The sequence below is a fragment of the Paenarthrobacter sp. YJN-D genome (assembly GCF_015040335.1).
Taxonomy (GTDB): domain Bacteria; phylum Actinomycetota; class Actinomycetes; order Actinomycetales; family Micrococcaceae; genus Arthrobacter; species Arthrobacter nicotinovorans.
Genome location: NZ_CP053551.1, coordinates 29,577 through 55,555 on the forward strand (window position 1 = coordinate 29,577; position 25,979 = coordinate 55,555).

27 protein-coding genes are annotated in these 25,979 nt (G+C 60.9%); 20 read left to right on the plus strand and 7 right to left on the minus strand.

Translation table 11 applies throughout. From position 1 onward, the window contains the following. Positions 1–120 precede the first annotated feature (120 nt). Positions 121–4,842, plus strand: coding sequence for a helicase-related protein (locus HMI60_RS20720; protein ID WP_227453751.1), 4,722 nt, complete (start codon positions 121–123; stop codon positions 4,840–4,842). Positions 4,843–4,956: 114 nt separating this feature from the next. Here HMI60_RS20720 and HMI60_RS20725 read toward each other — a convergent pair whose 3' ends face one another. Next, positions 4,957–6,027 carry a restriction endonuclease gene (locus HMI60_RS20725; protein WP_227453750.1) on the minus strand — a complete coding sequence of 357 codons (1,071 nt, stop codon included), beginning with the start codon at positions 6,025–6,027 and terminating at the stop codon, positions 4,957–4,959. Between the two features lie 330 nt (positions 6,028–6,357). Between HMI60_RS20725 and HMI60_RS20730 the strand changes: the two genes are divergently transcribed. Then, positions 6,358–7,152, plus strand: a complete 795-nt coding sequence (locus tag HMI60_RS20730; RefSeq protein WP_193591282.1) for a hypothetical protein — start codon at positions 6,358–6,360, stop codon at positions 7,150–7,152. Between the two features lie 5 nt (positions 7,153–7,157). Further along, on the plus strand, positions 7,158–7,283 hold the full coding sequence (locus tag HMI60_RS21200) for a hypothetical protein (protein WP_255520286.1): 126 nt from the start codon (positions 7,158–7,160) through the stop codon (positions 7,281–7,283). A gap of 78 nt (positions 7,284–7,361) precedes the next feature. Here HMI60_RS21200 and HMI60_RS20735 read toward each other — a convergent pair whose 3' ends face one another. The 3 genes from HMI60_RS20735 to HMI60_RS20745 all read right to left on the minus strand — a co-directional run bounded on the left by HMI60_RS20735 (position 7,362) and on the right by HMI60_RS20745 (position 8,306). Further along, the gene (locus tag HMI60_RS20735) at positions 7,362–7,607 is read right to left on the minus strand and encodes a hypothetical protein (protein WP_193591283.1); all 246 of its coding nucleotides are present in this window, start codon (positions 7,605–7,607) and stop codon (positions 7,362–7,364) included. 71 nt (positions 7,608–7,678) lie between these two features. Next, complete coding sequence (locus HMI60_RS20740; protein ID WP_370584113.1) at positions 7,679–7,993, minus strand: hypothetical protein; 315 nt, start codon at positions 7,991–7,993, stop codon at positions 7,679–7,681. Continuing rightward, positions 7,974–8,306, minus strand: coding sequence for a hypothetical protein (locus HMI60_RS20745; protein ID WP_193591284.1), 333 nt, complete (start codon positions 8,304–8,306; stop codon positions 7,974–7,976). Before HMI60_RS20745 ends, HMI60_RS20740 begins: the two co-directional genes overlap by 20 nt. A 409-nt stretch (positions 8,307–8,715) precedes the next feature. On the opposite strand from HMI60_RS20745, the gene HMI60_RS20750 reads away from it, so the two are divergent. The 14 genes from HMI60_RS20750 to istB all read left to right on the plus strand — a co-directional run bounded on the left by HMI60_RS20750 (position 8,716) and on the right by istB (position 19,753). Then, the gene (locus HMI60_RS20750; protein WP_193591285.1) at positions 8,716–9,324 is read left to right on the plus strand and encodes a DUF6349 family protein; all 609 of its coding nucleotides are present in this window, start codon (positions 8,716–8,718) and stop codon (positions 9,322–9,324) included. A 159-nt stretch (positions 9,325–9,483) separates the two neighbouring features. After that, on the plus strand, positions 9,484–9,717 hold the full coding sequence (nrdH, locus tag HMI60_RS20755) for a glutaredoxin-like protein NrdH (protein ID WP_193591286.1): 234 nt from the start codon (positions 9,484–9,486) through the stop codon (positions 9,715–9,717). A gap of 74 nt (positions 9,718–9,791) precedes the next feature. Then, the gene (locus HMI60_RS20760) at positions 9,792–10,406 is read left to right on the plus strand and encodes a hypothetical protein (protein ID WP_193591287.1); all 615 of its coding nucleotides are present in this window, start codon (positions 9,792–9,794) and stop codon (positions 10,404–10,406) included. 63 nt (positions 10,407–10,469) lie between these two features. Beyond that, positions 10,470–10,616 carry a hypothetical protein gene (locus HMI60_RS20765; protein ID WP_161958259.1) on the plus strand — a complete coding sequence of 49 codons (147 nt, stop codon included), beginning with the start codon at positions 10,470–10,472 and terminating at the stop codon, positions 10,614–10,616. 3 nt (positions 10,617–10,619) lie between these two features. Beyond that, entirely contained in the window at positions 10,620–10,907 is a 288-nt protein-coding gene (locus tag HMI60_RS20770) for a hypothetical protein (protein WP_193591288.1), read from the plus strand. Positions 10,908–10,995: 88 nt separating this feature from the next. Continuing rightward, positions 10,996–11,352: a hypothetical protein gene (locus tag HMI60_RS20775; protein ID WP_193591289.1), complete on the plus strand. Its 357-nt coding sequence runs from the start codon at positions 10,996–10,998 to the stop codon at positions 11,350–11,352. Between the two features lie 16 nt (positions 11,353–11,368). After that, positions 11,369–11,812: a hypothetical protein gene (locus HMI60_RS20780; RefSeq protein WP_193591290.1), complete on the plus strand. Its 444-nt coding sequence runs from the start codon at positions 11,369–11,371 to the stop codon at positions 11,810–11,812. Positions 11,813–11,823: 11 nt separating this feature from the next. Continuing rightward, positions 11,824–12,723: a hypothetical protein gene (locus tag HMI60_RS20785; RefSeq protein WP_193591291.1), complete on the plus strand. Its 900-nt coding sequence runs from the start codon at positions 11,824–11,826 to the stop codon at positions 12,721–12,723. A gap of 216 nt (positions 12,724–12,939) precedes the next feature. Next, complete coding sequence (locus tag HMI60_RS20790; protein ID WP_193591292.1) at positions 12,940–13,296, plus strand: transcriptional regulator; 357 nt, start codon at positions 12,940–12,942, stop codon at positions 13,294–13,296. Further along, positions 13,296–14,150 carry a nucleotidyl transferase AbiEii/AbiGii toxin family protein gene (locus tag HMI60_RS20795; RefSeq protein ID WP_193591293.1) on the plus strand — a complete coding sequence of 285 codons (855 nt, stop codon included), beginning with the start codon at positions 13,296–13,298 and terminating at the stop codon, positions 14,148–14,150. Before HMI60_RS20790 ends, HMI60_RS20795 begins: the two co-directional genes overlap by 1 nt. Next, on the plus strand, positions 14,147–14,725 hold the full coding sequence (locus HMI60_RS20800) for a recombinase family protein (protein ID WP_193591294.1): 579 nt from the start codon (positions 14,147–14,149) through the stop codon (positions 14,723–14,725). The genes HMI60_RS20795 and HMI60_RS20800 overlap by 4 nt, the downstream gene beginning before the upstream one ends. Before the next feature lie 652 nt (positions 14,726–15,377). Then, complete coding sequence (locus HMI60_RS20805; protein ID WP_193591295.1) at positions 15,378–17,150, plus strand: site-specific DNA-methyltransferase; 1,773 nt, start codon at positions 15,378–15,380, stop codon at positions 17,148–17,150. A 114-nt stretch (positions 17,151–17,264) separates the two neighbouring features. Then, positions 17,265–18,941 (plus strand): IS21 family transposase, encoded by a 1,677-nt coding sequence (istA, locus tag HMI60_RS20810; protein ID WP_011691636.1) that lies wholly within the window; start codon positions 17,265–17,267, stop codon positions 18,939–18,941. Continuing rightward, positions 18,938–19,753, plus strand: coding sequence for an IS21-like element helper ATPase IstB (gene istB / locus HMI60_RS20815; protein WP_011691635.1), 816 nt, complete (start codon positions 18,938–18,940; stop codon positions 19,751–19,753). Before istA ends, istB begins: the two co-directional genes overlap by 4 nt. Before the next feature lie 52 nt (positions 19,754–19,805). Here istB and merA read toward each other — a convergent pair whose 3' ends face one another. Beyond that, positions 19,806–21,248, minus strand: coding sequence for a mercury(II) reductase (gene merA / locus HMI60_RS20820; RefSeq protein ID WP_011691634.1), 1,443 nt, complete (start codon positions 21,246–21,248; stop codon positions 19,806–19,808). A 172-nt stretch (positions 21,249–21,420) separates the two neighbouring features. Between merA and HMI60_RS20825 the strand changes: the two genes are divergently transcribed. The 3 genes from HMI60_RS20825 (at position 21,421) to HMI60_RS20835 (ending at position 24,549) form a co-directional block, all read left to right on the plus strand. Beyond that, the gene (locus HMI60_RS20825) at positions 21,421–21,810 is read left to right on the plus strand and encodes a heavy metal-responsive transcriptional regulator (RefSeq protein WP_031216440.1); all 390 of its coding nucleotides are present in this window, start codon (positions 21,421–21,423) and stop codon (positions 21,808–21,810) included. Between the two features lie 181 nt (positions 21,811–21,991). Beyond that, on the plus strand, positions 21,992–22,213 hold the full coding sequence (locus HMI60_RS20830; RefSeq protein WP_193591296.1) for a hypothetical protein: 222 nt from the start codon (positions 21,992–21,994) through the stop codon (positions 22,211–22,213). After that, entirely contained in the window at positions 22,210–24,549 is a 2,340-nt protein-coding gene (locus tag HMI60_RS20835; protein ID WP_193591297.1) for a DEAD/DEAH box helicase, read from the plus strand. The genes HMI60_RS20830 and HMI60_RS20835 overlap by 4 nt, the downstream gene beginning before the upstream one ends. 2 nt (positions 24,550–24,551) lie before the next feature. Here the strand turns inward: HMI60_RS20835 and HMI60_RS20840 are convergent, their stop codons facing one another. Together HMI60_RS20840 and HMI60_RS20845 are read right to left on the minus strand one after the other, a co-directional pair. Beyond that, complete coding sequence (locus HMI60_RS20840; RefSeq protein WP_193591298.1) at positions 24,552–24,848, minus strand: hypothetical protein; 297 nt, start codon at positions 24,846–24,848, stop codon at positions 24,552–24,554. 274 nt (positions 24,849–25,122) lie between these two features. Further along, complete coding sequence (locus HMI60_RS20845; protein WP_193591299.1) at positions 25,123–25,671, minus strand: hypothetical protein; 549 nt, start codon at positions 25,669–25,671, stop codon at positions 25,123–25,125. Between the last annotated feature and the right edge of the window lie 308 nt (positions 25,672–25,979).

The following is a 25,979-nucleotide window of genomic DNA, read 5'->3' on the forward strand; positions in this document are numbered from 1 at the left end:
CGGGAGGAATATGCCGGGGACCGCGAGCATCTGCGCAGCCTCCTGACCGAGTCCGAGTACGACGCCGCGCGTCGGACCACGATCAACGCCCACTACACGGACGCTGCCTACGTCCAGGCCATGTGGTCAACCGTGCAGGAACTGGGCTATAACGGCGGCACTGTTCTGGAACCTGGATCCGGGGTTGGAACCTTCATGGGCTTTGCCCCTGACACCGCCACGATGACCGGTGTGGAGCTGGACCCGACCACGGCGGCCATCTCCCAGGCCATCTACCCCGAGGCCACCGTCCGTGCCGAGTCCTTTGCCGATACCAAGCTGCCGACCGGGCACTTCGACCTTGCTATCGGCAACGTGCCCTTCGCCAACGTCAAGCTGCACGATCCTCGCCACAACGCCGGCGGCCACTCGATCCACAACCATTTCATCCTCAAATCCTTGGAACTGACCCGCCCGGGCGGGATGGTGGCTGTGCTGACGTCCAGCTTCACGCTGGACGGCACGAACCCGGCAGCCCGCAGGGAAATGAACCAGCTGGCCGACCTCGTGGGCGCTGTCAGGTTGCCCACCGGCTCCCACCGGAAGGCAGCCGGCACGGACGCCATGACGGACCTGTTGATCTTCCGCCGCAGGGAACCTGGCCAGGAACCGGCCTCCACTCTTTGGGAGACCGTCACAGCCCGCCGGATCGACGGGACTATTACCCGCCTGAACTCCTACTTTGACGAGTACCCCGAACGCCTGTTGGGCGAGCTGCACGTCAGCCATGGCATGTACGGGGCCGAGACCCTGCAGCTGACCACGGACGACCTCTCAGCCGTCCCGAAGCGCCTGAACGCTGCCCTGGCTGATGTCGTTAACGAAGCCCGGTCCGCAGGCATGGTCATGACCGAGCGGACCGTCGAGCAGGAACGCCAGCGCGCCGCCTACGTACCGGCTGCCACCCACGAATGGGACGGCCACATCAGCGCCAAGGACGACGGCTTCACCGTTGTCCAGAACGGCTCCCACGCCGACCTCGCAGTACCTAAAACCCAGGCCGCTGAACTCCGAGCCCTGCTGGGGCTGCGCGACGCCGGACGGACGTTGCTCACCGCAGAAGCCGAAAGCCGCGACGACACCGCCGACATTGATTCCCTGCGCGATCAACTCAAGACTGCCTACAGTCAGTACGCGGACACCTACGGGCCGATCAACCGCTTCACGCTCCGGGACACCGGCCGCGTGGATGAAGAGACGCAGGAGCCCATCCAGGCCCGCATCACGCCACGGGCAGTTTCCATCGTCTCCCGTGACCCGTTCGGGCCGCTGGTCATGGCCTTGGAGAACTTCGATGAAGCCACACAGACAGCCTCCCCGGCTGCCCTGCTCTCCAGCCGTCAGGTCCAGCCCCGCCGCCCGGTCCTTGGTGTGGACACCGCCGAAGAAGCCCTCACCGTCACCCTCGATACCGTGGGAGAGGTTGACCTGGACTACGCCGCGTCCCTGCTGGGCATCAGCCGGGACGAAACACGGGCCGCCATGGGGGAGAGCATCTACGAGGTCCCCGGCACCGAGGAGACCTACCAGACCCGGGCCGAGTACCTGTCCGGGAACGTGCGGGAGAAACTGGAAGTCGCCCAAGCGGCCGCGCTCTCGGACGACAGCTACGCCGCCAACGTCCAGGCCCTCACCGAAGCCATGCCGGAACCGCTGCGCATGGACGAAGTGGAAGCCCGTCTCGGCGCGGTCTGGATCGACACCGGCACCCACCAGGAGTTCGTCCGGGAAATCCTGAACGACCCCTACGCCACCGTCTCCAACGCCGCCGGGTCCATGTGGGACGTCAAAGCCAACCGCCATACCCTTGCGGCCACCAGCAACTGGGGCACCCAGCGGATGCCCGCGTCTGACGTCCTCAAGCAGGTCCTGGAACAGCGGCCCGTCCGCGTCACTGATGAAGGCGAGGACAAGCGCCGCATCCTGAATCCCACCGAAACCGCAGCAGCCCAGGAGAAAGCCCAGCTGCTGCAGGAGCGTTTCAGCGAGTGGGTCTGGGAGGAACCAGAACGGGCCACCCGCCTCATCGACGAGTACAACCGCCGCTTCAATTCCATCGTGCTGCGCGACTACAGCACCGAGGGGGAGCGGCTGACCCTGCCCGGCATGGCCAAGGACTTCTCCCCACGCCCGCACCAGCGCGCGGCCGTGGCCCGGATGCTCTCCGAGCCTGCCGTGGGCCTGTTCCACCAGGTCGGTGCAGGAAAGACCGCCGAGATGGTCATGGGCGTCATGGAGCTGCGGCGCCTGGGCATGGTCAACAAGCCAGCCGTCGTGATCCCGAACCACATGCTGGAACAGTTCGCCCGCGAATGGCTCCAGATTTACCCTCAGGCCCGCATTCTTGCCGCATCATCGGGCGACCTCGCAGGGGACAACCGCCGCCAGTTCGTCGCCCGCGCGGCCGCCAACGAGTGGGACGCCGTGGTCATGACCCGCACCGCTTTCCAGCGCGTCAGCCTCAGCCCCGAAGCCGAAGCTGCCTACATCAACGCTGAAGTCATCCAGATGCGAGCCGAGCTGGAAGCCGCGAAAGAGAACGGCCAGGACAATGGCCGCGCCAACGCCAGCATCGTCAAACGCCTGGAAAAGGCCGTCCTGTCCCAGGAAGAAACCCTCAAAGCCAAACTCGACACCCCCGCAGACCCCGGGATCAGCTTCGAAGAGACCGGCATTGACTACCTCGTCGTGGACGAGCTGCACGACTACAAGAACCTCCGGACCCCGAGCAACATCCCCGGCGCCGGAATCCAAGGCTCCAACCGTGCATCCGACCTCCACATGAAGACCGAGTTCCTGCGCCAACGCGAAGGACGCCGCGTGATCACCGGAGCCACGGCAACACCCATCGCCAACTCCGTTACGGAAATGTACGTCATGCAGCGCTACCTGCGCCCGGACCTGCTCCGGGCCACCGGGATCCAGGACTTCAACACCTGGGCCGCCACGTTCGGCCAAGTGGTCGAAGAAATGGAACTCTCAGTAGCCGGCGGTGACCGGTTCAAGCTCAAGAGCCGGTTCGCTAAATTCCAGAACGTCCCCGAGCTGCTGAAAATGTTCCACACCTTCGCTGACGTGAAAACCGCAGAAGACCTGAAACTGCCCGTCCCGGCCCTTGCCCCGCGCGACGGCGACGGGTTGCGCCAGCCGAACATGCTGGCCGTGGAGCCCAGCCCCGAGCTGCGCGAATACATCCAGGACATCGGGAACCGCGTGGACCGTATCCAGCAACGGCTGGTGGACTCCGAGGAAGACAACATGCTCAAAGTCTCCTCAGACGGCCGCAAGGCCGCCCTAGACATGAGACTCGTTGACCCCACGCTCTCCCAGCAGGGCCCCACGAAGATCAGCGCGACCGCTGACCTGCTGGCCAGCGTGTACGAAGAACACAAGGACCGCATCTACACCGACCCGAAAACCGGCGAGCCGGACCCGGTTCCCGGTGCCCTGCAGCTGGTCTTCTGTGACTTCGGCACACCATCTGAGCGGTGGAACGTCTACGGCGAACTCAAAGACCAGCTCCGCCGACGAGGCGTACCTGAACACATGGTCCGGTTCATCCACGAAGCCAAGAACGACACCGAGAAGGGCCGGCTCTTTGCCGCCGCCCGTTCCGGCCAGATCGCCGTGCTGGTGGGATCGACCTCGAAAATGGGCGTCGGCACCAACATTCAAAAACGTGCCGTGCACCTAGTGGACATGGACGCCCCGTGGCGGCCCTCCGACGTCGAGCAACGCCACGGCCGCATCATGCGCCAGGGAAACCAGAACCCCGAGGTCCGCATCTCCCAAGTGGTGACGAAGGAATCCTTCGACTCCTTCATGTGGCAGGGACTTGAACGCAAGTCCCGGTTTATCAACCAGATCATGCGCGGCCGCCTGGACGTGCGGGAAATCGAGGACATCGGGGACAACACCCTGAACTTCGCCCAGGCAAAAGCCATCACCAGCGGTAACCCGCTGGTGCTGGAAAAAGCCGTCGCAGACCAGGAACTTGCCCGACTGAGCCGTCTGGACCGGGCCTACAACCGCAACATGGTTGCCGTCGCCCACACCAAGCGCGGTGAGCAGTCTGCGGCCGAGGCCGCGTCCCATGACCTGCCCCTGATCCAGGCGGCCGCCGGCCGGACCGTAGACACCACCGCGGATGCCTTCGCAGCCAGCATCGACGGCAAAACCCTCGACAACCGAGGCGACGCCGCCGAAGCGCTCCGCGCATGGACAGGCAAACACGGCCACCGGCTCATGAACCTCTACGGATATGACGAGCTCGGAACCATCGCCAACCTAGGTGGCCACGAACTCCGCGCCAAACTCATGCCTGCCCGCGACCTTGACCATGCCACCGTCGAAGTACGCATCGAAGGAGTGCCCAGGGCAACCACACAAATCGCCCGAAGGAGCCTGCTTTCAGCTGATATCGGCACCATCAGGCAGCTCGAAAACAGGGTTTCCTCCCTGCCCCGACTGATAGCCGACGTCGACGGACGCCGACAGGAAGCTCTCTCCCGCGTCGAACAGGCAGAAAAGGCCCTCGCGGAACCCTTCAAGTACGCCGATGCACTCAAAGCCGCCCGAGGGGAGTCCGCACGCATCGACCAGCTCATGGCCGACGCGGCAAAACCGGAAGAAACGGAAAAGCCCGAACCCGCACCCGTGACCGACCCCAGACTTGAAAAGATGCAACGGCTAATGAATGCATCATTCCCGCCACAGCCAGGCACCCCGGTCTCCACGGCCACCGCCGCCCAGCAACGGACGCCCGAACAGCACCGCCAGCAACAACCCGAATACGGGCGCTAACGCCCATCACGGGCGCACGAAAGCCCTGCACAGCCAAGAGCTGTGCAGGGCTTTCGTTTGGTCTACCAGTGAAGATGGCTTGGCTACTACCGGTCTCTCCTTTTGGCGAGCTATCTAGCGGTACACGTACGGGAGAAAGGCCTGGACCTTGTCCCGCAAAGCCGAAGACCTCTCAGACGGGTCCCACTCGATGAGATAAATCCCCTCTTTGCTCAGCTCGTCGATCCGATTCTTGGTCTGCGGATTGTCAGATGTAGTCAGCGATGGCGGAGCGGTGACAATGATGCCACCGGCCGCACCTTCGCGATCCATGACCGAACGAAGCCGCTTGCCAGTTCTTTCAAGGATGTGGTGATTAGTAACGGATTGCTTCACCTCCATCACTAGTTTGTAGGAGCCAAAATCGACAATGGCATCCGCGCCGAAGTCGCGACCCGGTTCCGAATGGGCTGGCCCGAACTTGTGCCGAAGGGCCTTCTGGACCTCGTCTTCATAGTCGTGGGCTCGATCGTAGGCGCTGAGCAGTCGATGTGCGTTCTCGCTCGAAGTGGCGTCTGACGGCAACTCGGCAAGTAAAGCGCGAAGGGACTCCGCTTCTGCTGCGTCCATGCGCGGCTCCGAGGTCTCAGATCCATCCTGTTCGGGAGAGGGCGTATCTACCAGACGATAGTGGCTGAAAATCCCCGCAACAGCGGCCTTCTGAAAGCCAGCCCTGGCAGACTTTGATAGAGCTGTCATGAGGTTGTAAGCCAGCGATTTTGGCAGTCGGTCTTTGGCCTTTTTTGCCTTTTCCGTCTCGTCCTCATCGGGAGAAACGATCCGATCCGTCACCCACTCGAACTGCTCCCACCATGCATCATCTTCGGCTCTCCGTTTGGTCTGGGTCAGCTGCCTATGCAGAGACCACGCCCCAATGACTGCAGCAATAACCGCAAACAAGCCAGCCATCGCAGGACTCGTAACGAACCGGTCGAGGAGCGCACCCCAGTCGTAAGACGGCCACTTCCAAAGCAGAAAAAGAACGACAGCTTGAACGGTAATCGCCAGCAGTAACAGGGTTACGTACGTACGCAAGGCTATGCGCCCGACCCGCCGTGTTACCGGGTGTCGCGCTGTTCTTGAAACCCATCCTGTGGCCGGCGGAGCATCTGCATTGCTCTCCGCCGGTGCTGTCGTTGTACTCATGGGATCGAGTTTATGCGGCCTTTAGAGACACGATTGACGGCTTATCAGCGCACTCGTCTAGCTGCGCTAGGCCCATACAGGTCCACCAGGCGACCTACGTCAGCAGCGGGCGATTCCCGGCAAAATATTTCAAGTCGCATGGGTAATCATCGCCCACGGCGGGAGTTGGCAGCTTAAGCGACGGTTGGCCTTTTGGCATTGTTAACAGGTGTTTGCATCGGTAATCCTATTTGGAATTTGTTAACGGTCGTTATATACCACCCGCCAAGACCGCATCTCACCCATAGAAGCGCAACCGTTCGCCGCGACTTCTAGTGCTTAGATCAAGGAATGACAAAGCAACCCAGACAGCTTCAAGACAAGGCAACGCGAACCCTATTGCAGGACAAATCGATACAAACCCTGCTGGACGACTCCAAACGCAAAAAGAACGTTCCAATCCGGACCGACTTCGTTCAACTCCCGGAAGGGAAAACACCAGGCGCGCTCGGAGCCCTCATCAACTCAAGTAACGGTCGTTCATTGGACTTGTATCTGCTCCACCGGCTAGCCGCATCAGCCACCCCATGGGACACCAAACGTGATGCCGCTGTTTGGTCACGTGCCATGGGACTCGGGGACGGCCCCTACGGGAAGGACGCTGTGTCCAGGTGCTGGGCCAAACTAGCCGAACGGAAGCTCATTCTGCGCGAGCGAGAGTCCAAACAAGCCAAAATCACGACCCTCCATGAGAACGGGAAGGGAGATCCCTACACGGCGCCGGCGGGAAAATATTTCACACTGCCCTTGGAGTACTGGACGGATAACTGGTACCGAGAACTTACCGTGCAGGGCAAAGCTGTCCTTCTCGTGGCCCGGTCCTTACGTCCTGGCTTCTACTTGCCTGGCCGTCTCGTCAAGAAGTGGTACGGATTTTCTCCAGATGTCCTTACCGATGGCCTCAAAGACCTGCAGGACCACGAACTGATCACGTTCGAAAACCGGACCAGGGAAGACTACGGAACAGAGCAGATCACGTTCACCGAGCGTCACTACAGCCTAAAAGGGCCATTCAATCAGCCCTCAAAGGGACAGATTGACCTGAACCAGTTGTTCCCTGGCAATTTCACGACACCGAGGGGGTGATGTTTGTGGAAAAAGCGCGACCTGAAACACGGAAAGCCGAGATCATCCACCTGTGGGTCAACACAGCAAGCGTGGTGGTCTCGGCCCTGATCCCGGTTGTCTGGGACATCATCAGCGGAATCGCTAACTAATCACCTAATCAGCACGTGGGGGACCTTTTCAGTTGACGCTTAGGGGTCCCTCACGTCCGCAATATCGATTCTACGCAGTCATGCCCGCGCTTGTTCAGAAATCCGGCGCCACAACACCAAAGCCACCAGGCTATTCAGGAAAGCGATGAAGACATCGCCCGCAGCCGGTCGGCCGATGACGAGGTCCAGGGCAACCAGCACCAGAGATCCCGTTGTAGCAACGGTGAACACAACGGCAAGGATCCACAGGGCTCGCGATGACAGCCGCCCACTACCGTGCCGCACTCGGTCATGGCGGCCAGGAAACGGGGCCGGATCATTCATGCCCCCACCCTACTCAGGAGGAAGCGCCGGGGCCGGAACGGGTGGAGCATGAATGATCCCGATCACCTCCGCTAGTTGTCCGTGATGGATTCCAACAGCCACTGCTCCGCCAACGGGTCCCGCCGCAGCTCGAAGGTCCGCAGCGCCGCCGACGAGGTGCCTAGGCGGACCTGTACCCGCCAATGCTCAATGTCCACGACGTTCCCGACGCCTACCGGGACAGTCCGCTGGGTCAGCCACCAGGAATCCCTGGTGAACCAGTGGAGCGGCTCTGCCGCCACAGCCCATACCCGCCCGTCGTAACGGACCGCCAGGGGAATGCCTGCCGCCGTAAACCGGACGTCCACGGGAGCGTCGAGGCTCGTTTCACATACTGCTGCTGTCACGGTTGGTCCGCTCTCCCAAATTCCTGTTCATCAACTCTTCCCGGCGGGTGACCGCCGAACTCCACACCCACGTCCGGTACGTCACCGGGCCGTCCTTCCAGGTCACTTTGGCGGCCTTGGCTGTCCAAGCGAACACTTCACCGTCCACCAACTCCGCGCAGTTCGGAAACCTGATCCACGCCTTCACCGGTATCCCCGGATACCCGTTCTTGGCCGGGAAATGCTCGAAATCAAGCTCCTCCACCGTCAGCCCAATCGGGCCGGCACGGCGAGCGTACTGCGCCTGCAGCTGGGTCGCTTGCTCCCGGTTCACTAACACACCTTATCGAATATGTATTCGAATGACACACCGAAAAAATAGGCCAGGCGGCCTCCTTTTAGTGTGCAGTGGGGGTCAGGCAATCTTCCAGGATCGGCAGAGTCCCCCATGGTCCAAGCCTGTCGCCGCCGACGCACCACCGGGTGGGGTCGGGTTCTTTTCAGCAGGGACGACGCAATGGTCGGGCGGGGAGCAGCGGCCCGCGCGCATCGGAACCTTGGGGCGCGGTGGAGATATGAGGGAGGGCGAAGAATCCGCGTAATTACGAGGGTTTACCTTGAGTGCGTACTATCAAAATGATATCATTATAGTATCAACAAGATATAAAGCGGGTGGGCCCTGCGGACACAGAACCCACCCTCGCCAAGCGACTCTCATCCCTACGCAATAAGGAGATTGGACCATGACAGCAACAGATGTGCTGACCGGCCAGCTTGACCTTCTCACCCTACTTGAACTGCAAACCCTGCCCACGGCCCCGCTGCACTTCACCGTTGGCCACTACCACCCGGACGAGCTGGACGCCGCCTATGAGTACCGGGCCAAAAGCGAGGGGCGGATGGGGGTATCCAACTGGAGCCGCCAGTGGAATGAAAACCAGACGGGCAGGAACGTCACTGCCGGATCCGCCCACCGCACCTTCACCTACGGAGCGGACCTGCGCTGCAACGAGCACTGGCGCAACCCGGACTGCCAGTGCATGGGAGACCTCCTGTACCGCGTCTACTGCCACGACTGCGACTGGTGGGGAGGAATCCACGAGAACGAGAACCAGGCCGTGGAGGACATGCTCAACCATTGCTGGCCAGGATGGCAGTACCTGCCACTGGTCACGTCAGCCATGAAGCCCAACGGGGGATACAAATTCAACGTTCCTGAGGACTACCCCAAGGAATGGCAGTATCCCGGAGCGCCGGTCAGGACGGCGCGGACGGCTATGAGTGGCCGCCACGTCCCCGGACGCAGCCCATGGGGCGGGTATGACGTAGGAGTCATGGAAGCCAGCGAATAGCCAAAGGAGGGGTGGGGCCGGAAAGGTCCCGCCCTTCCTAGTATTCACGGGAAAAACAGCCGCTGCCACTATTCATAGTGATATCAAAGTGATATCATCATAGTATCAAGAAGGCAGACGAGCGAAACCAGAACCGACGAAAAGATGGAGCTGATCCCCATGACGGTCACCGTGTACACCAAGCCAGGATGCGTGCAGTGCGACGCAACCGAGCGGGCACTGGGAAAGAAAGCCATTGCCCACCAGACGGTAGATATCTCGACCGACGCCGAAGCGCTGGATCGCATCAAGACACTGGGCTACCTGCAAGCTCCCGTGGTCGTCACCGACAAAGACCACTGGTCCGGATTCCGACCAGACAAGATCGAGGAACTGGCTCAGCTGACCGCTTAGCCGCTCCCCACCAACGTGCAGACGCTGCGGACACAGCATCTGCCGGACCCCCCTTCCTACGCAAGGAGAACACCATGAAGAAGCACACCCTAACAGCCGGCCCCCGCGTCGAAACCAACTCCGCGGACACGCTGCACGTGACCATCACCGTCCTGGAATCCTCCGAACGACGCGCCAACGTCACCATCAGCCGCGAAGGCTTGGAATCCTGGGTACGGGCACACCACGAAACCCCCGTCATCACCACAGCCCGGCTCCACCAGTACATCGACGTGATGCACGGTTCCGGGATGCTCCCCACAATCACCGCCAAGACGTCCGGGCGAGAACACGAAGTGACCGATATTGAACCGCTGGTATTTGATCGGCGCGCCATCGACTCAGGAATCTACGGGGACCAGCACGCCGAAACGCTGCTGAAAGCCAATCCTTTCCTTGTCTGCTCGGACCAGCTGCCCGAAGTGCACGACATTGACGGCCATCATGTCGCAGCCCTCTACCGATCCCCGGAGAACGACGAGCCGGCAACCAGGTTGATCCTCGACCACAAGGGCTCCATGAGCAGACTGGAAATCTGGGAACACCGGGGGAGCGCCCCGGACGTCCACGCCGGTTCGGATTGGACCGACATCGAAGGTTCCGCCCTTTGGGAAGACCTCCTCGCCGCTGGAATCCCCACCACCGACTAAAGACCACCCGGCACCCGGAGGAACACGCCCCGGGTGCCGGGCCACCAAGCTTTGGAGGACACCATGACCATCTGGTTCGCCATCTACGACTCACACCAGGGCAAGACAAAAATCAAGGCAACCACCACGGAAGACGAACTTCACCGCTGGCTGGAACAGAACACCCACTCATTCCGCGAAGTCCGCCAAATCGCCACGGCAGAGGTATAGGCCATGGCACGAAACAGCAGCTTTCCAAGCAAGGCCACCGGCTACCTCGAACCACCACAGGGACGGCTGGACCCCACCGAACCACATCGAAGCAACTTCTCCGGCTGGTCCGCACACGGACGCGGTACCGTCGCGGAAGTCATCGATTTCTACTCCCAGCCGGAATACGCCGAAGAGGGCAAACCGATCAGCGGCGACCTCACCCAGCGGTTCCTGGCGTGCGAGAACGGGGCCGGATGGCCGACGTACGGTGACATCCCCGATATCAAACCACTGAACGCACTTTTCTAAACGGCCGATAGTGTCGGGGCTAATAGCTACTCTGGCCCCGACACCATCTCGCACTTCACACATCTGCACCAATCGACGGGAAATGAACATGGCTTGGCTTTCAACCGAAACAGCGACACTCACCGAAGGGTGGGGAGAGTATCTGCAAGGGCGAGTCGTCTTCGATGACATCAGAAGCGCCGAATGGATCAATCTGAATACAGGTGGCTCCTTGGTCCTGGTGGCGGACGGCGGATGGCGAGGTGCTCAGCATGGCACCTACGAGAGCCGGTACAGAGTCTTCTTCAGGGGAGGGCAGACAGCCCCGGTTGAGATGACCTCAGCATTTCTTCGCGGATCCCGGAACGCGGGAATGTTTGAGAAGGACCGTAAGGGCTCCGACACCTACGCCGACGTCCAGCGAAGCTGCATCGTCGAAATCGAACGAATCCTCAACGACCACTAACAGGGAGACTTAGACCATGACACACGCAGATGATCTCCGCGCCTGGGCCAAAGGCTCCTACAACCTAGAGGCCGCCACCGAGCTGCTGATAAGGGCCTTCGGCGGACGCTTTGCCGCAAAGGGAAACCCATGGATCCACACCAGTGCAACACCAGCGGGGCCCCACCAAGTGCAAGCATGGATCGACTTTGAAGCCATCCCCGAGCAAGCGGGCATGCTCTCCGGAGGTGAGCGCCGCTTCTTGCTGCTGGCGGCGTCGCTGGCCGAGAACGTCCCGGTCGTTCTGGGCGACGTCGTACCCGGCTTGGACCGCGGGAACCTGGCACTCGTACTGGCCGCTATCGCCCATGCCGGCGGCAGCCACGAGCACTCGGACATCCGCACGAACCCGGATGGCAGCATGATCATCGCCGGGGGCTACTTGGACAGCCTCTACCCATGGCCTAAAGAGAACCTGTAGGGTCCGGCCAGATGACCCCGCGCATCTGGGAGAGCCTTGTGGCCGAGACCCAGTTCGCCGCAGAGCTGACCCTGACCGGGCTTCGGAGGCTGTGCTCCGTCCCTACCGGCCCTGATCTGTTCCCGTGGGGCAGCAAAGACCTGAACTACGCACTTCACGTCGGGATGTACTCGTACTCCTCCGGCCTGGAGCGCCTGTGCAAGCTGGCTATCGCCTGCAACGGGTACGCGGCCACCGGAAAGTTCCCCAAACTCCCCCAATCGCACAAGATCGGGAAACTGCTCGACGCCGTTGAGGTGTTGACCTCTGGGGCCTCGATGCACAAGGCGGAGTACCTCGTCCGCCCGTTGGATGGACTCGACCCCGACCTCACGAAAACAGTTGAGCGGTTCGCCGACGGAACCGGACGGTACGAGCACCTGGACTCGCTGTGGAAGGACAACGCCAAGGTTAATACCTACAACGAGTGGTCTGCACTTGCTGCAAAGTCTTCGGTCTCCGAGGAAGTGCGCCGGCTAATCTCGCTCAGGGAGGCAATGGCGTACGCGATCAGAGAGCAACTAGCCGACGACGGGCTAGAATCGACCGCGCAGACGGTGATGGAAGACCTGCAGCTCCCGATGTATGAACCATCGGTCGGCGTGGTGCTAAGCCTGTTCCGGAAGGCCCGGTGGGTGTCGACCATCCTTGACGTTGCCACTGCCTACACGGATCCGGGTCTCCCGATCCTAGGGGAGGTCGTCTCTCCGACTTTCATCCATTCGTCCGCCGACTTCTTCAACTACAACATCGCTAGAATCTCGGACGATGAAGTCGTCGAAGAGGAGCTGCAAGCGGCGTACAAACGGATTCACGCACGCGAGGCGGAATCGGAGAACGAAGACTTCGAAGAAACCGGTATCGAGGAGTGACGTGTTCGCACGGAATCGGTCGTTTGCGTGCACGGGTCAAGCCGGACGACGCAAGCCTCCCGACTCTGCGCTAATTCGCGGAACTCGGACAGCGCCCTTTGCACGCAACCGTGCACGAAACCGGAAAATGAACAACGCGGCCCTGTATTGAGTTTCGTGCACGCTTGCTAACCTGAGCCCAGCGGCAACAACCAGCTGCACTACCAGGAGACACCGATGCCCACCCTCAAGCCCAGGAACGCGGGCCACCACCCCAACGAACCTCGGGTCCTCATACAGGACGTGATCCCCTATGAGGTGCCCGAACGCCTCACGGACCTCCACGGCCCAGCGGAAGGCGTTCTAACGCTGCCGCAACACGTCTACTGGGGGCCTAAAGCAGACTGCGACCTGGGGGAGCCAGAGGGCGTGATCAAGGCCTATCAGGCGCTCCTGCGCGAAGGTACACGAGCGGATCAGAACGAACTGCTCAACGCCGGCCTTTTGGTCAGAGTCTGGAACGAGCTGATGCTACCTGTCCGTTGCCGGACCCTGTGGGAGAACAAGTTCCCGCAGCTGGCGCAGCGCTCGTAATGTCGGACGTCGAGTACCAGCGTGATGTCACCCGCCTAGCGTTGGATGCCTTGGCTAGTGGAGGGTTCGCTTTGGCCGGCTCCGGTGCCATCCGCGAACACGGAATCATCGACCGCCCCACACAGGACATTGACCTGTTCACATCCGTAACCAGCACCGAAGCCTTCGCTGCTTCCACAACAAGACTTGCGGCCGCGATGAGAGAACGTGGACTCGAGGTTGTGGAGCGCCGCAGTGCCCCACAGTTCGCAAACTTTTCTGCCACGTCACCTACCGGCCAAACCGTCGAAGTGGACCTTGGTGTCGACTGGCGCGCAGCGGAACCAGTCACACTGTCCATCGGCCCGGTCCTGAGTCTCGAGGACGCCGTAGGAAGCAAAATCGTAGCTGTCTACAGCAGGGCTGAAGTCCGCGACTACCTGGACCTGGACGCCATCAGGGAATCTAGACGATTCACCGACGGGCAATTGCTTGACCTCGCCGCTGACCGGGACCCCGGTTTCGACGTGGAGATGTTCGCCGGCCAGCTCGAACAAGTAAACCGCATCACAAGCACCCTCCGGGTAGAGGAATACGGCATCGGAGAGCAGGGCCTGGCACAGCTCAAATCCCGCCTCAGCGGATGGGCCGAGGAGCTGCGCACCAACCCACCGACACTCGGCCAGCACCCGATCCAGAAAGACCAGCAACAATCCGTCGGCCTGGATCCCAGGATGGAACGCGTCATGAAACTTGTGCACGCCTCCTACCCGGTTTCGGCGCGGGACGCGCTGAGGCCGCCAGCAGAAACGCCGGCCGCTGAAGCGTCAAAGCAGACCAAGGGGCGAGGCCAAGAACAGGGCAGGACGCTGTGACTGCGAACCTCATAGGGTACGCCCGCGTCAGCACCGCAGAGCAGAACCCCGAACTGCAGCACGACGCGTTGGAACGCGCCGGAGTGATCAAAGCCTTCACCGATTACGCATCCGGTTCCACCCAAGACCGGCCCGCCTGGCAGCAGTGCTTGGAGTTCCTACAACCAGGAAACGTACTGGTGGTGTGGAAGCTGGACCGCGTAGGACGTTCCACCGCCGACCTCGCCCGTATTGTGACTGAGCTTGGTGAGCGAGGCGTTCAGTTCAAGTCGCTGACCGAGAGCTTTATCGACACCACCACCGCCGATGGTCGACTCATCTTTCACATCTTTGCTGCTTTGTCCGAACACGAACGCAGCAGGATGCTGGAACGCACCAGAGCGGGCCTCGACGCGGCCCGTGCACGCGGCCGCGTCGGTGGCCGGCCTTCCACCATGACGGAGGCCAAGATCAAAGCGGCACGCACGATGCACGCGGAGAAAACACCCATCGTGGAAATCGCCCAAGCACTGGGTGTTGGACGCATGAGCGTCAGCCGGGTATTGGCGAAGGATCAGGCGTCGAGATCCGTTTAAGTCAGGCGGTTGCCCCTGCGCGGCTGAATCAGATGAACTGAATCCATGGGGAACAGACGTCGTGACGAGGCCTACGCCCTTGAGCTATGTGACCAGGTCATAGGGACTCTCAGTGTGAGAGAAGCCAAATTCGAGTGGCTCCTTGGCGATCCAGGAAAGAACGGACGTCGCCGGCAGTTACCTGTAGATGCCTACTGGCCGGATCAGGGGTTGGTCATTGAGTTCTGGGAGAGCCAGCACGAGACCCCGGCCCCGTTCTTCGATAAGCCCGATCAGCTCACGGTTAGCGGAGTCCCGAGGGGGCGTCCAGCGGGCTTTGTACGACCAAAGGCGTCTGGAGCTCATCCCTCAGCACGATTTGAGCCTTGTTGTCATTCGGAAGTCTGATTTGGAGTGCACTCAATCTGGCCGCCTGACACATGCCCGATTGAAGGATTTGGCCACGATCAGGCGGATGTTGGCGACGTTCGTGAGGGCCGAGGCCCAAGAATAGGCTTCGTCCGATGGGCGGATTTAGAACTGTCTGCCCGTCCTGATCTAATGACTACAGGTCAGGCCACTTTTGGTGTGGCTTATTTGTCGCGGGCTAGACGGTGCCAGTCGAATCACCAGGCCCGGACGCCAAGAATTACAACGCCGAAGGAAAACTGAAATGGATGACGTCCAGGACCTCGACCTGCTCACGGTAGAGCAGCTCATTGAGATCATCCGTGAAAAGACCGGAGCCGGCGTTAATCTGTCCTTTACGGGCAAGCAGCAGGCCCGACGTATAGCGAGGCTGGTCCGCCCTAGAGTGCAGCGCAAGGTGGCAGCGCTATCCAGGGGAACCAACGATGACCAGTCAGACAACCTGCTTCTCGAAGGTGACAACCTCCAAGCTCTTGCCTCGCTGTACCGCTGGCGCGGCAATGTGGACCTGATCCTGACTGATCCGCCGTACAACACGGGCAACGACTTTCGGTACAACGACAAATGGGATGAAAACCCCAACGATCCCGGCCTGGGGGAGTTCGTCGGCGGTGACGATCCAGCCCGCCATACCAAGTGGATGAAATTCATGTACCCGCGGCTGCAGATGATGCACTCAATGCTGCGCCAGGACGGTGTCCTGGCTATCTGCATCGACCACCGCGAACTGTTTCACCTGGGACAGATGCTTGATGAGATCTTCGGGGAAACCAACCGCTTGGCCATCCTCAACTGGCAGAAATCATATTCTCCGCGTAGTGATAACCAACATGTGAGCACGGCGACCGAGTACGTTCTGGTCTATGCGCGCGACGAGTCCAGGGCGAAGACCGGCTTGTTGCCCCGGACAGAGGCTATGGACGCCCGCTACAGGAACCCTGACGGGGACGAGAGAGTCTGGAAGGGCGAGAACTTCGCCGGACCCAAGGCCCTTACACACCAAGGCATGGTCTATGGAATCCAATCCCCCTTTACCGGTGAAATTTTCTACCCGCCAGCAGGCAAATGCTGGCGTGCCCCGCAGAGCGACGTCCTGAAATGGCTACAGGACTGGGGAGTGAAGTACCAAGCCAAAACAATCGATGACAGCAGCGTGCGAGCCCACATCATCGGAGTTGCCCCCGGCGAAGAACGCGCCGTGAAGGCGATCGTGCTGAAAACGCCCCTTGAGGAAGCGCAGCGCATCGTGGAAACCAAGCTGGCCGAAGGTAACTGGCCCAAAATCATTTTCGGACTCGACGGACGAGCACGGCCGCAGCAGAAGAAGTACCTCGAAGAGATCAAACAGGGCCGTGTGCCCATGACCTACTGGTCGGATGACGACCACGACTTCCCTGAGGCGCTTGGCTCAATTTCCTGGGATCACGAAGAATCCGGACACAGCCAAGCGGGTGTGAATGAACTAAGCGCCATCGTCGGAAAAGGCCACGGCTTTGAGACGGTCAAGCCGCTCCGACTCATTGAAAAGATCATCCAGCTGTGGTGCCCGCCCGATGGTCTCGTTCTCGATCCGTTTGCTGGATCGGGAACGACAGGACATGCCGTCCTGGCCTTGAACGAACGAACCGATGCAGAGCGCCGCTTCATCCTCATTGAGCAAGGCAGGCCGGAGCGGGGAGACTCCTACGCCAAGACACTCACGGCTGACAGACTGAGCCGTGCCGTGTCCGGACAATGGGCCAACGGAAAAGGAAAACCGCTCGGAGGTGGCTTCGCTTTCAAAAAGCTCACCACAACGGTTGATCTGAAGGCCGTTCTCCAGATGGAACGCGATGAAATGGTGGACACCGTCATCGCCTCCCATCATGACGCCGGCCGGCGCAGGGGAGGGTCGCTGGTAATCATCGATGACGAGGCGAACAAATACCTCGTAGCCCGCAACTCTGAGGGACACGGCTTTTACCTAGTCTGGGAAGGGGCAGACGGTGAGTATGACAGTCTGATCGGAGCCCACTAGGACGGCCCGAACGGTACCCACCAGCCGGACATGCCGAACCTAATGACGGCTTGAATGGTACCCACCTGTGAACGTTGATCCATCCAGTGTTGGATCGACGACGGGAGGGCCGGGATGGGGTCAAGAGTGGAGTTGTTCGCGCAGATTCGGAGGGATGCCCGGGTGGAGGGCGCGTCAATCCGGGAGCTTGCCCGCAGGCACCAGGTGGCGCGGAAAACCGTGCGTAAGGCGTTAAGTTCCCCGGTCCCGCCAGAGCGTAAAACTCCTGTACGGTCCTCGCCGCGGCTTGATCCTTATAAACCGACGATCGACGCCATGCTCGTCGAGGACACGACGGCGCCGAGGAAGCAGCGTCACACTGCCCGGAGGATTCTTGCCCGGCTCATCGAGGAGCATGGAGCGGACGAGTTGTCGTATTCGACGGTGCGTGACTACGTTCGGGTCCGCCGGGCGCAGATCGATGTGGAGGCCGGCCGCCGGGTTGAGGTATTTGTTCCTCAGGAGCACGCCCCGGGCGCGGAAGCGGAAGTGGACTTCGGTGAAGTCTGGATCGTGCTGGACGGGGTAAAGACGAAATGCCACATGTTCATCTTCCGGCTTTCTCACTCCGGCAAAGCCATCCACCGGATTTACCCCACCCAGGCCCAGGAAGCGTTTCTGGAAGGCCACGTCGAGGCGTTCAACGAGATCGGCGGCGTGCCGGTCAAACATATCCGCTATGACAACCTCACCAGTGCCGTCAGGGCCGTGGTGTTCGGTCAGGGGCGGAACCGCCTGGAGAATGACCGGTGGGTGTTGTTTCGCTCGTTCTATGGATTTGATGCCTTTTATTGCCAGCCAGGTCTTGCCGGCGCTCACGAGAAAGGCGGGGTCGAGGGCGAGGTGGGCTGGTTCCGCCGCAACCGGCTGACCCCGATGCCCGTGGCGAGGTCCCTTGATGAGCTCAACGACTGGATCCGGAGCCGGGAGGTTCAAGACGATCAGCGGCGGATTGATGGCAGGATCCGCACTATCGGCCAGGACTTCGCCGCCGAGCGCCCGTTCCTGGCACCGTTGCCGGCCGACGAGTTCGATCCCGGTCTGGTGTTGAACCCGAGAGTGGACCGGTCCTCAATGATCACCGTGCGGATGGTGAAGTACTCGGTGCCAGCACGGTTCATCGGTCGGCGGGTCCGGGTTTCATTGCGGGCATCCGAAGTTGTGGTGTTCGACGGCCGCGCGGTGGCGGCCCGGCACCAGCGGATTATTGCCAAGGGCGGGCAGTCGGTCCAGTTGGACCATTATCTGGAGGTCCTCAAGACCAAGCCCGGCGCTTTGCCTGGTTCCACTGCTTTGGCCAGGGCGCGGGAGTCGGGTGCTTTCACCAGCGCCCATGACGCCTTCTGGTCTGCCTCGCGCAGGGTCAACGGTGATGCCGCGGGGACCCGTGAACTGATTGACGTCCTGCTGCTGCACCGATCGATGGAAGCCGAAGACATCGAGGCAGGGATCACCGCAGCCCTTGGAGTAGGTGCCGTCAGTGCCGACGTCGTGGCGGTTGAAGGCCGCCGACATGCCTCCAGCATCCCTGCTGGTGGGTCCCGTCCTGACCGTCATCGCGGTGCTCATGCTGAAGCGAAAGTGCAACGAGTTGTCAGCCTGACCCAGCGCCGGCTGATGGACCCGGCGGCGGTCATCGCCGGGCTCCCTCCAGACAAGCGGCCGCTCCCGGCGATCAGCGCCTATGACGAGCTGCTGGCCAAACGCACCGAACACTCCGCAGGAACCGCGTCGAAGGAAAACATCTCATGAGCCCCACCGCACCGGCCACCACCATCACCCCAACCCTGCGACGGCGCCGCGGTCTGACTGAGCAGGCCGCGGTCGCGGCCGTGGACCAAGCATGCCGCCGATTGCGCCTGCCCACCATCCGGGCGGTTCTGGACGAAGCTCTGACCGTCGCGGGGAAGGAACAACTCTCTTACCAAGGCTTCCTGGCCGAGCTGCTGCTGGCCGAATGCGATGACCGGGACCGTCGCTCCTCAATCCGACGCGTCAAAGCCGCGAACTTTCCCCGGGATAAATGGCTCGGTGATTTCGATTTCGACGCGAACACGAACATCAACCCCGCTACCATCCATACCCTCGCTACCGGCGAATGGATTCGAAAAGGTGCACCGCTATGCCTGATCGGGGACTCCGGAACCGGCAAATCCCACCTGCTTATCGGGCTGGGCACCGCCGCGGCGGAGAAGGGATACCGGGTCAAATACACTTTGGCCACCCGGCTCGTGAACGAACTCGTCGAAGCCGCCGACGACAAAGTCCTCGCCAAGACCATCGCCAGATACGGCCGAGTGGACCTGCTCTGCATTGACGAGCTCGGCTATATGGAACTGGACCGGCGCGGCGCCGAACTCCTCTTCCAGGTCCTCACCGAACGCGAAGAGAAGAACTCCATCGCCATCGCTTCCAACGAGTCGTTCTCCGGCTGGACCAAGACATTCACCGACCCGCGCCTCTGCGCCGCGATCGTTGACCGGCTGACGTTCAACGGCACCATCATCGAAACCGGCACCGATTCCTACCGCCTCGCCCACAGCCTGACAAGGAACGCGCACTAAAAGGTAGCCGCGGCCGCCCGCCCCACGAACACATAGGTTGTCGTTGACCACTTCATGCCGCGCAACAGGACAGTTTGGAGACGTCAGTAGTGAAGGACTGGGCTGCTATCTTGATGCCTTCGGCCATGGTCAGATAGGGGCTCCAGAGATTCGCGACCTGATCAACGGTCATCCCGGCCTCCAGAATGTAAATCCCTGCGGCGGCGATGTCCCCGGCGTCCTTACCCACGACAGTGATCCCTACAATCCGACCCGTGTCCGCGTCGGCAACGATCTTGATGAAGCCGCGGGTATCACGGTTCACCAGCGCGCGAGGGATAAATTTGAGCGGCAGAACCCGGCACATGCACCGGATCCCTGCCTGGTTCGCTTCCTTGTCCGTCATCCCGACAGCGGCCAGGGCAGGGCTGGTAAACGTGACCCGGGGCAGGTGCCGGTAATCGACCTCACGCCCGGCACCCTCAAAGGCGTTCTCCACCATCAGGGCCCCGTGCGCGGCGGCGACATAAACGAACTCCGGGTGACCCGTCACATCACCCGCGGCCCAGATCCTCGGATTAGTACTGCGAAGGCTCCCGTCGACCAGGACTTCCCCGCGGTCCCCGGTTTCAACGCCGACCATGCAAAGGTTCAAATCCTCCGTGACCGGGCGCCGGCCTGTTGCCATGAGCAGGCGCGCGGCCCTGAATTCCTCGTTTCCTCCTGAGACGGAAGCATCCACGACCACGTCCCCCGACACCTCATCGGTCCGGACCGAGGACGCTGTCGCTCGACGGACGACCCGGATGCCCTCATCGGCGAAGACACCGGCGAGGGCATGCCCGGCTTCAGGCTCTTCGGCCGAGGCGAGCTTGGACCGGACCAGGATGGTCACCTCCGTGCCGAGCCGGGCGAAAAGCTGCGCCTGCTCCAGCGCCACATACCCGCCGCCCACCACCAGCATCGAAGCGGGAACGTCCTGCAGCTCCATCGCACTCGTGGACGTCAGATAATCCACCTCGTCCATTCCCGGCACTTCAGGGATCCAGGGGGTGGAGCCGGTCGCGACCAGGTAGTGTTCCGCGCTGACTGTCTCGGTGGTTCCGCCCGGGGCGGTGATGTTCAAAACCGGTGCGGCTGCGGTTCCGGCGAACACCGCCGTCCCCCGCTGCAGGTTCCATCCATAGCCCGCGGCGAGATCCACATACTTCTCTGACCGCATGGATTCGACCAGTGAGCGCTTCCCGGCGACCAGTTCGGGCATATCCACCGGCTCTGCGGAGGTGCTGATACCGGGGAACCGTCCGGAAGCATCGAGGGCGACATGGCGGGCTTCCGCGGCGGCCAGCAGGGCCTTGGACGGGATGCAGCCCGTGTTCACGCACGTGCCTCCCACAGTGCTGCGCTCCACCATCAACACCCGCTTGCCACGGCTGGTTGCCCGGATGGCCGCAGCGAAAGCAGCCCCGCCGGAACCGATAATGGCCAGGTCATAATCGAAAGATGCTGCCGACACGAGGGACTCCTGAAGATGGAAGGGAAGCAGCCGCCAGCACACCTGTTGCTCAACCGACCGCCATGTGCAGCCTTCAACCGAAGACCAGCTCTGCATCCCATTCTCAACCTTCCCCTACACTGGAATGTCAAGGAATCGCCGTCCTGGCCGCCTGCTAAGAAATGAGTTCATGATGCGTATCGGTGAGGCCGCGGCAGCGGCAGGGATGACAACCAAGACGCTGCGTTTCTACGAGGACAGCGGGCTTCTCCCGGCAGCGAAAAGATCCTCTAACGGCTACCGGGACTACCATGACGACTCCGTGGCCAGGCTCGAATTCATCCGCCGCGGACGGGCCGCAGGCCTCGCCCTGACCCAAATACGCGAAATTCTTAGCCTCCGTGACGCCGGAGAAGCCCCCTGCGCCCACGTCCAAGACCTTCTCTCCAACCAGCTGGCCGAACTGGACCACCAGATTTCTGAACTAATGGCGCTGCGATCCATCGTCGCCGGCCTTCACGCCACTGCCGCGTCCGGGACCGACGCAAGCTGCGATCCCGAACAAATCTGCAGCTACCTCTGACGCACTACTCCGCCAGACGCCAGCTTCCAACAACCGGGACCCCGGGTATCGTCCCAACCCGCGGCAGTGTTTTCACAGACCCAGAAACCACGCCAAGAACCCCTAGACACCCTCACAACATCATCCCCGGACGTCCGACGGGTGGGTACCGTTCGGGCCGTCCTAGTGGGCTCCGATCACGTTGACACAATCAGACGGAAACACAGATCTCACCGAAGACGTCTACGAGGCCTGTGTCGCGGAAGGAAAGAAAGCGAAACTGGAGCCCGTCTATAACGTCTACGCCCGCTACAACCTCTTCGGAACCGAGGACGTGCGTTTCTACCGAATACCCGATCAGATACTGATCGACTTCGGTCTCGACATGCGCACCGAGTCCTACACGGATCAGGGGAACCAATGATCTCGCTCTTCAAATTCCAGCGTGAGGCTTCATCGCAAATAGCTGACCGCTTTATGGAGTACCAAGGCAACGAAGTCCTCAAAGGTACGAAGAACAACCCGCAATCGGTACCCTTCTTCCAGTCATTGGCCGCCCTGACGGGCGCCGGCAAGACAGTGATCCTGGCCGACGCCGTCGCCCAGATATGTGCTGCGCTCAAGACGCCGCCCATCATCCTTTGGCTTTCCAAGGGCAGAGTCGTTGTGGAGCAGAGCTACGCCAACCTCGCACCAGGTGGAAAATACAACCACCTACTCGGAGCAGCTTCCGTTAACCTTCTCAGCGAGTTTGATCCCGCCGACGTCGAGCTGGCTCCAACTCCGTCAGTGTTCTTCGCGACGGTCGGCACTTTCAACCAGAGGGACATGGAAGACGGCAGCCTGAATATCTTCAAGGCTGATATCGACAACACAGGCACCTCCACCTGGGCGGCACTGTCGAACCGGCTCGATTCAGCGGGGAACCGCAGGCCGCTCATCGTTGTTTATGACGAGGCTCAGAACCTTTCAGAGCAGCAAACGGACCTGCTTCTCCGTCAGCAGCCCGACGCCTTTCTGCTGGCCAGCGCAACCATGCGCCTGCCACAACTGATGGTCAATGAAATAGATCATCTAAAGCGGGCCGGAAGAACCGACGAGTGGCTGGTTACCTCCGTCAAGTCCTCAGCGGTCGTTTCACATGGTCTGGTCAAGAGCACACTGGCAATGGCCGGCTACAAGAGCCCGATGGAAGAGACCATCTCTGCGATGCTCTCGGACATGGCAGAGGCTGAAGCGGACGCCGCCGAATACGGCGTGGATGTACGGCCGAAAGCCATCTACGTGTGTAAGACCAACGTGGCAGCTGACGATGCATTCCGAAAAGATGATCCGCATCAGCCATTTGGTCAGCGGCAGGCGCCGCCGATCCTCATCTGGCGATACCTCACCGAACAATGCGGCATTGACGCGAGTGAAATAGCCGTCTATGCAAATCTCGATACCCACAAGAACTATCCGCTTCCTGCCGATTTTGTTCTCTTCGGCGGCGGCGAAAAGGACTACGCAAACTTCAGCGCTGGCGAATACCGCCATGTCATCTTCAACCTCACTCTGCAGGAGGGGTGGGACGATCCGAGCGTTTACTTCGCCTACGTGGACAAGTCCATGGAGTCGAACATTCAAATCACCCAGATCATAGGACGCGTCCTCAGACAACCTGGGGCCACCCACTTCGCTCCCGAACGCCTCAACACCGCCCATTTTTACGTTCGCGTTGACCGAAATGACGTGTTCAGCGAAGTGCTCAGCGAAGTGAAGAACCGGCTAGGCAACGATGCCCCGGACATCAGGATTATCGCCTCAACACCCTCGACCGGGCGGGCCAGGGAACTGAAGCCCCGAGTAAAGATGGAAGTCCCCAGAACCGCCCTCGATTCCAGGGACGCTGTCAGGCCAGTTGAGGACTTGCTGAACGGAATGCTCGACTATTCCGACTCGACTAAAAACACGGCAGGTTCAGGAAGCCGGAAGATAGTGCGGCAGGTGGTCGGTAAGACCGAGCAGATTGATCAAGAGTGGGAGGACTACGAAGAGGCGAACAGAGTCTCCGCCCGGTGGATCTTCCACCGTGAAATCCTCAGGCTGTTTCCTCGTGCCCTGGACGTGGCCAGCACGGCCGATGAACGCTTTGATGTCCATGTTGGAATCGGCAGCAAGGCTTTTGAACAGATCAAAGACCTCGCGCGGAAAGTGGTCCACTCCTACATCGAAAACGTGAGCCTGGTACAGCGAAAATCCAATCCTTTTGTCGTTGGGCCAGCTCTAGTGAAAGACGGCGATCTCCATCGTTTCGTCAACTCTGTCCACGAGGGTTACGAGGACTTGAACCCCAGCCTCGAACTCAAGTTCGCCCAGGCTCTCGACGCTACCGGCATGCGGTGGTTCCGCAATCCGCCGCGAACAGGTTACGGCATTCCCCTTGTATCGGTGGGCGATACAACCAACTTCTATCCTGACTTCGTTGTCTGGACGGATTCCAGCGTTGTCTGCATTGATACGAAAGCGCCACACATACTCCAGGGAGAAGCCGGACGGAAGCTTTTGTCCGTTTCTCCTCGCAGCGACGGTTCGGTCGCTTTGGAGATCCGCTTCGTGACCCCCGGTGAATACACGCCGCAGTTCGAGAAACTAAACAACGATGGATGCACTGTGTGGGGACTGAAGCCCAACGGTACGATGCGCGCCCAGCACTTTCCGACTTTTGAGCAGACAGTTGAATATCTGGTGGGTGCAGCCAAGCCGGTGGAGGCACACTAGCGTTACGTCTCCTGGGTTTCGGCTGCTGTGCCCTCTGCCCGAAACTCTCGGAGCGTGGCGGCCGGACCACGCACTGCCACGGGGTCTTCCTCCCAGCGCTTCCCGTTTCGTGAACAGGCGTGCAGGCTGATTAGGTCTGATCCTTCAGCCGCCTGAGCAAGTTCGGCCCATGCCTGCTGAAGGTCGGCAAGCTGCTCGGGCGTCAGCGGTTCCTGCAACTGCGGCGTATCGAGCACGGCGAAGGAGTCACTTGTGCCGGCAGCTGCCGGGCGCTTACCGAAGAAGTCTCGTAGGCCCAATGGGCTGCCCCTTTCTATGACCGAAATCCGTTCAAGCCCCTCGACCACAGGGGCACGGCAAAAGCAATTTCCTTCGGGCTTTTCCCGCACACAGGTGGACGACGGGACCCACCTGACCGCCTGCACACAACCACCACGTCACCACCGGGGGAACAGTCACCCAGGGCGAGCGGTGGCCGTGCACAGCCTCTGTTCGTAGGTCCCACCGAAAGGCACGGCAGGCGGCGAGCCTTCACGAGGATTGAGCGGTCTTGGAACCGGGCTGGTTCCGTCGTTACAGACCTAAACCCTCATCGTCCTTTTCCTGTCCATTGAGTCTGAGAAGGGCTTCCCTATGCTCCGGATTCATAACAACCTTGCTCACTGTCTCGGTGCGACTCTTTGCAGGCTTGTAGATGAGTTCGCGCTGCAGTTCTTCACCTGGCAGTCTGCGCAGGCAGGTTGCGTAGCTGGCGATGGCTTCTTCGAAGTTCAGTAACCGGAGGCCACCGTAGACGGCCGCTTCCCCTCTATCGTCGACAGTGTCATCTGCATCGCACAAAAGAGGTTCGCAGCTGCTCCCGTTCATTGTCAGGATCGCGATTCCCCACGGGTGCGTTGGAGCCGCTACCGTGACCCCGGCAGCGCTAAAGGAGTCCTGGAGTAGGTTGCCAGTTACTGTCCGCCAGGACTCCAGAAAGGGAGGCAGCAGTCTGTCGATGAGTTCATTGTCTTTGCCGAAGTAGGCCCTTTCTAGCTCGAACGCGAGGGCGTCCCATTCCTCCACACTACGGACCAATAGGTGGGCAGGGCGGATGCTGAAAAGTGTTGCATTGAACGTCATGCGTAAGTCCCCAAACTTCCTGTCGTTTCTGGTGTGGGCTGGGTGGTGGGTTTTGGGTGAGCGCGGGTAGTACCCCTACGTGAACCCCCTGCCGCTTTAGAGGGCTCCCAGCACGCTGGTTCTTGTGCCAGCTGGACTGTGCCCCGCGCTGCCGGTGTGTGTTGTCCCAGCTGAAAGAACCCTGCCCCGTGTGGTTGGTCTGCCGGAAGCGTTCCGCCTTGGACCATGGGAAACCAACCCGAACGCCGGCCCCTTCGTTCCCAGGCTGTGCACGGCCACCGCTCGTCCTGGGTGACTGTTCCCCCGGG

What these genes read in the sequence shown, in the direction of transcription:
- HMI60_RS20720 (WP_227453751.1), top strand. Translation starts at nt 121, where the DNA reads ATGTGGTCAACCGTGCAGGAACTGGGCTATAACGGCGGCACTGTTCTG.
- HMI60_RS20725 (WP_227453750.1), bottom strand. Translation starts at nt 6,027, where the DNA reads ATGAGTACAACGACAGCACCGGCGGAGAGCAATGCAGATGCTCCGCCG.
- HMI60_RS20730 (WP_193591282.1), top strand. Translation starts at nt 6,358, where the DNA reads ATGACAAAGCAACCCAGACAGCTTCAAGACAAGGCAACGCGAACCCTA.
- HMI60_RS20735 (WP_193591283.1), bottom strand. Translation starts at nt 7,607, where the DNA reads ATGAATGATCCGGCCCCGTTTCCTGGCCGCCATGACCGAGTGCGGCAC.
- HMI60_RS20750 (WP_193591285.1), top strand. Translation starts at nt 8,716, where the DNA reads ATGACAGCAACAGATGTGCTGACCGGCCAGCTTGACCTTCTCACCCTA.
- nrdH (WP_193591286.1), top strand. Translation starts at nt 9,484, where the DNA reads ATGACGGTCACCGTGTACACCAAGCCAGGATGCGTGCAGTGCGACGCA.
- HMI60_RS20760 (WP_193591287.1), top strand. Translation starts at nt 9,792, where the DNA reads ATGAAGAAGCACACCCTAACAGCCGGCCCCCGCGTCGAAACCAACTCC.
- HMI60_RS20765 (WP_161958259.1), top strand. Translation starts at nt 10,470, where the DNA reads ATGACCATCTGGTTCGCCATCTACGACTCACACCAGGGCAAGACAAAA.
- HMI60_RS20770 (WP_193591288.1), top strand. Translation starts at nt 10,620, where the DNA reads ATGGCACGAAACAGCAGCTTTCCAAGCAAGGCCACCGGCTACCTCGAA.
- HMI60_RS20775 (WP_193591289.1), top strand. Translation starts at nt 10,996, where the DNA reads ATGGCTTGGCTTTCAACCGAAACAGCGACACTCACCGAAGGGTGGGGA.
- HMI60_RS20780 (WP_193591290.1), top strand. Translation starts at nt 11,369, where the DNA reads ATGACACACGCAGATGATCTCCGCGCCTGGGCCAAAGGCTCCTACAAC.
- HMI60_RS20785 (WP_193591291.1), top strand. Translation starts at nt 11,824, where the DNA reads ATGACCCCGCGCATCTGGGAGAGCCTTGTGGCCGAGACCCAGTTCGCC.
- HMI60_RS20790 (WP_193591292.1), top strand. Translation starts at nt 12,940, where the DNA reads ATGCCCACCCTCAAGCCCAGGAACGCGGGCCACCACCCCAACGAACCT.
- HMI60_RS20795 (WP_193591293.1), top strand. Translation starts at nt 13,296, where the DNA reads ATGTCGGACGTCGAGTACCAGCGTGATGTCACCCGCCTAGCGTTGGAT.
- HMI60_RS20805 (WP_193591295.1), top strand. Translation starts at nt 15,378, where the DNA reads ATGGATGACGTCCAGGACCTCGACCTGCTCACGGTAGAGCAGCTCATT.
- istA (WP_011691636.1), top strand. Translation starts at nt 17,265, where the DNA reads ATGGGGTCAAGAGTGGAGTTGTTCGCGCAGATTCGGAGGGATGCCCGG.
- istB (WP_011691635.1), top strand. Translation starts at nt 18,938, where the DNA reads ATGAGCCCCACCGCACCGGCCACCACCATCACCCCAACCCTGCGACGG.
- HMI60_RS20825 (WP_031216440.1), top strand. Translation starts at nt 21,421, where the DNA reads ATGCGTATCGGTGAGGCCGCGGCAGCGGCAGGGATGACAACCAAGACG.
- HMI60_RS20835 (WP_193591297.1), top strand. Translation starts at nt 22,210, where the DNA reads ATGATCTCGCTCTTCAAATTCCAGCGTGAGGCTTCATCGCAAATAGCT.
- HMI60_RS20845 (WP_193591299.1), bottom strand. Translation starts at nt 25,671, where the DNA reads ATGACGTTCAATGCAACACTTTTCAGCATCCGCCCTGCCCACCTATTG.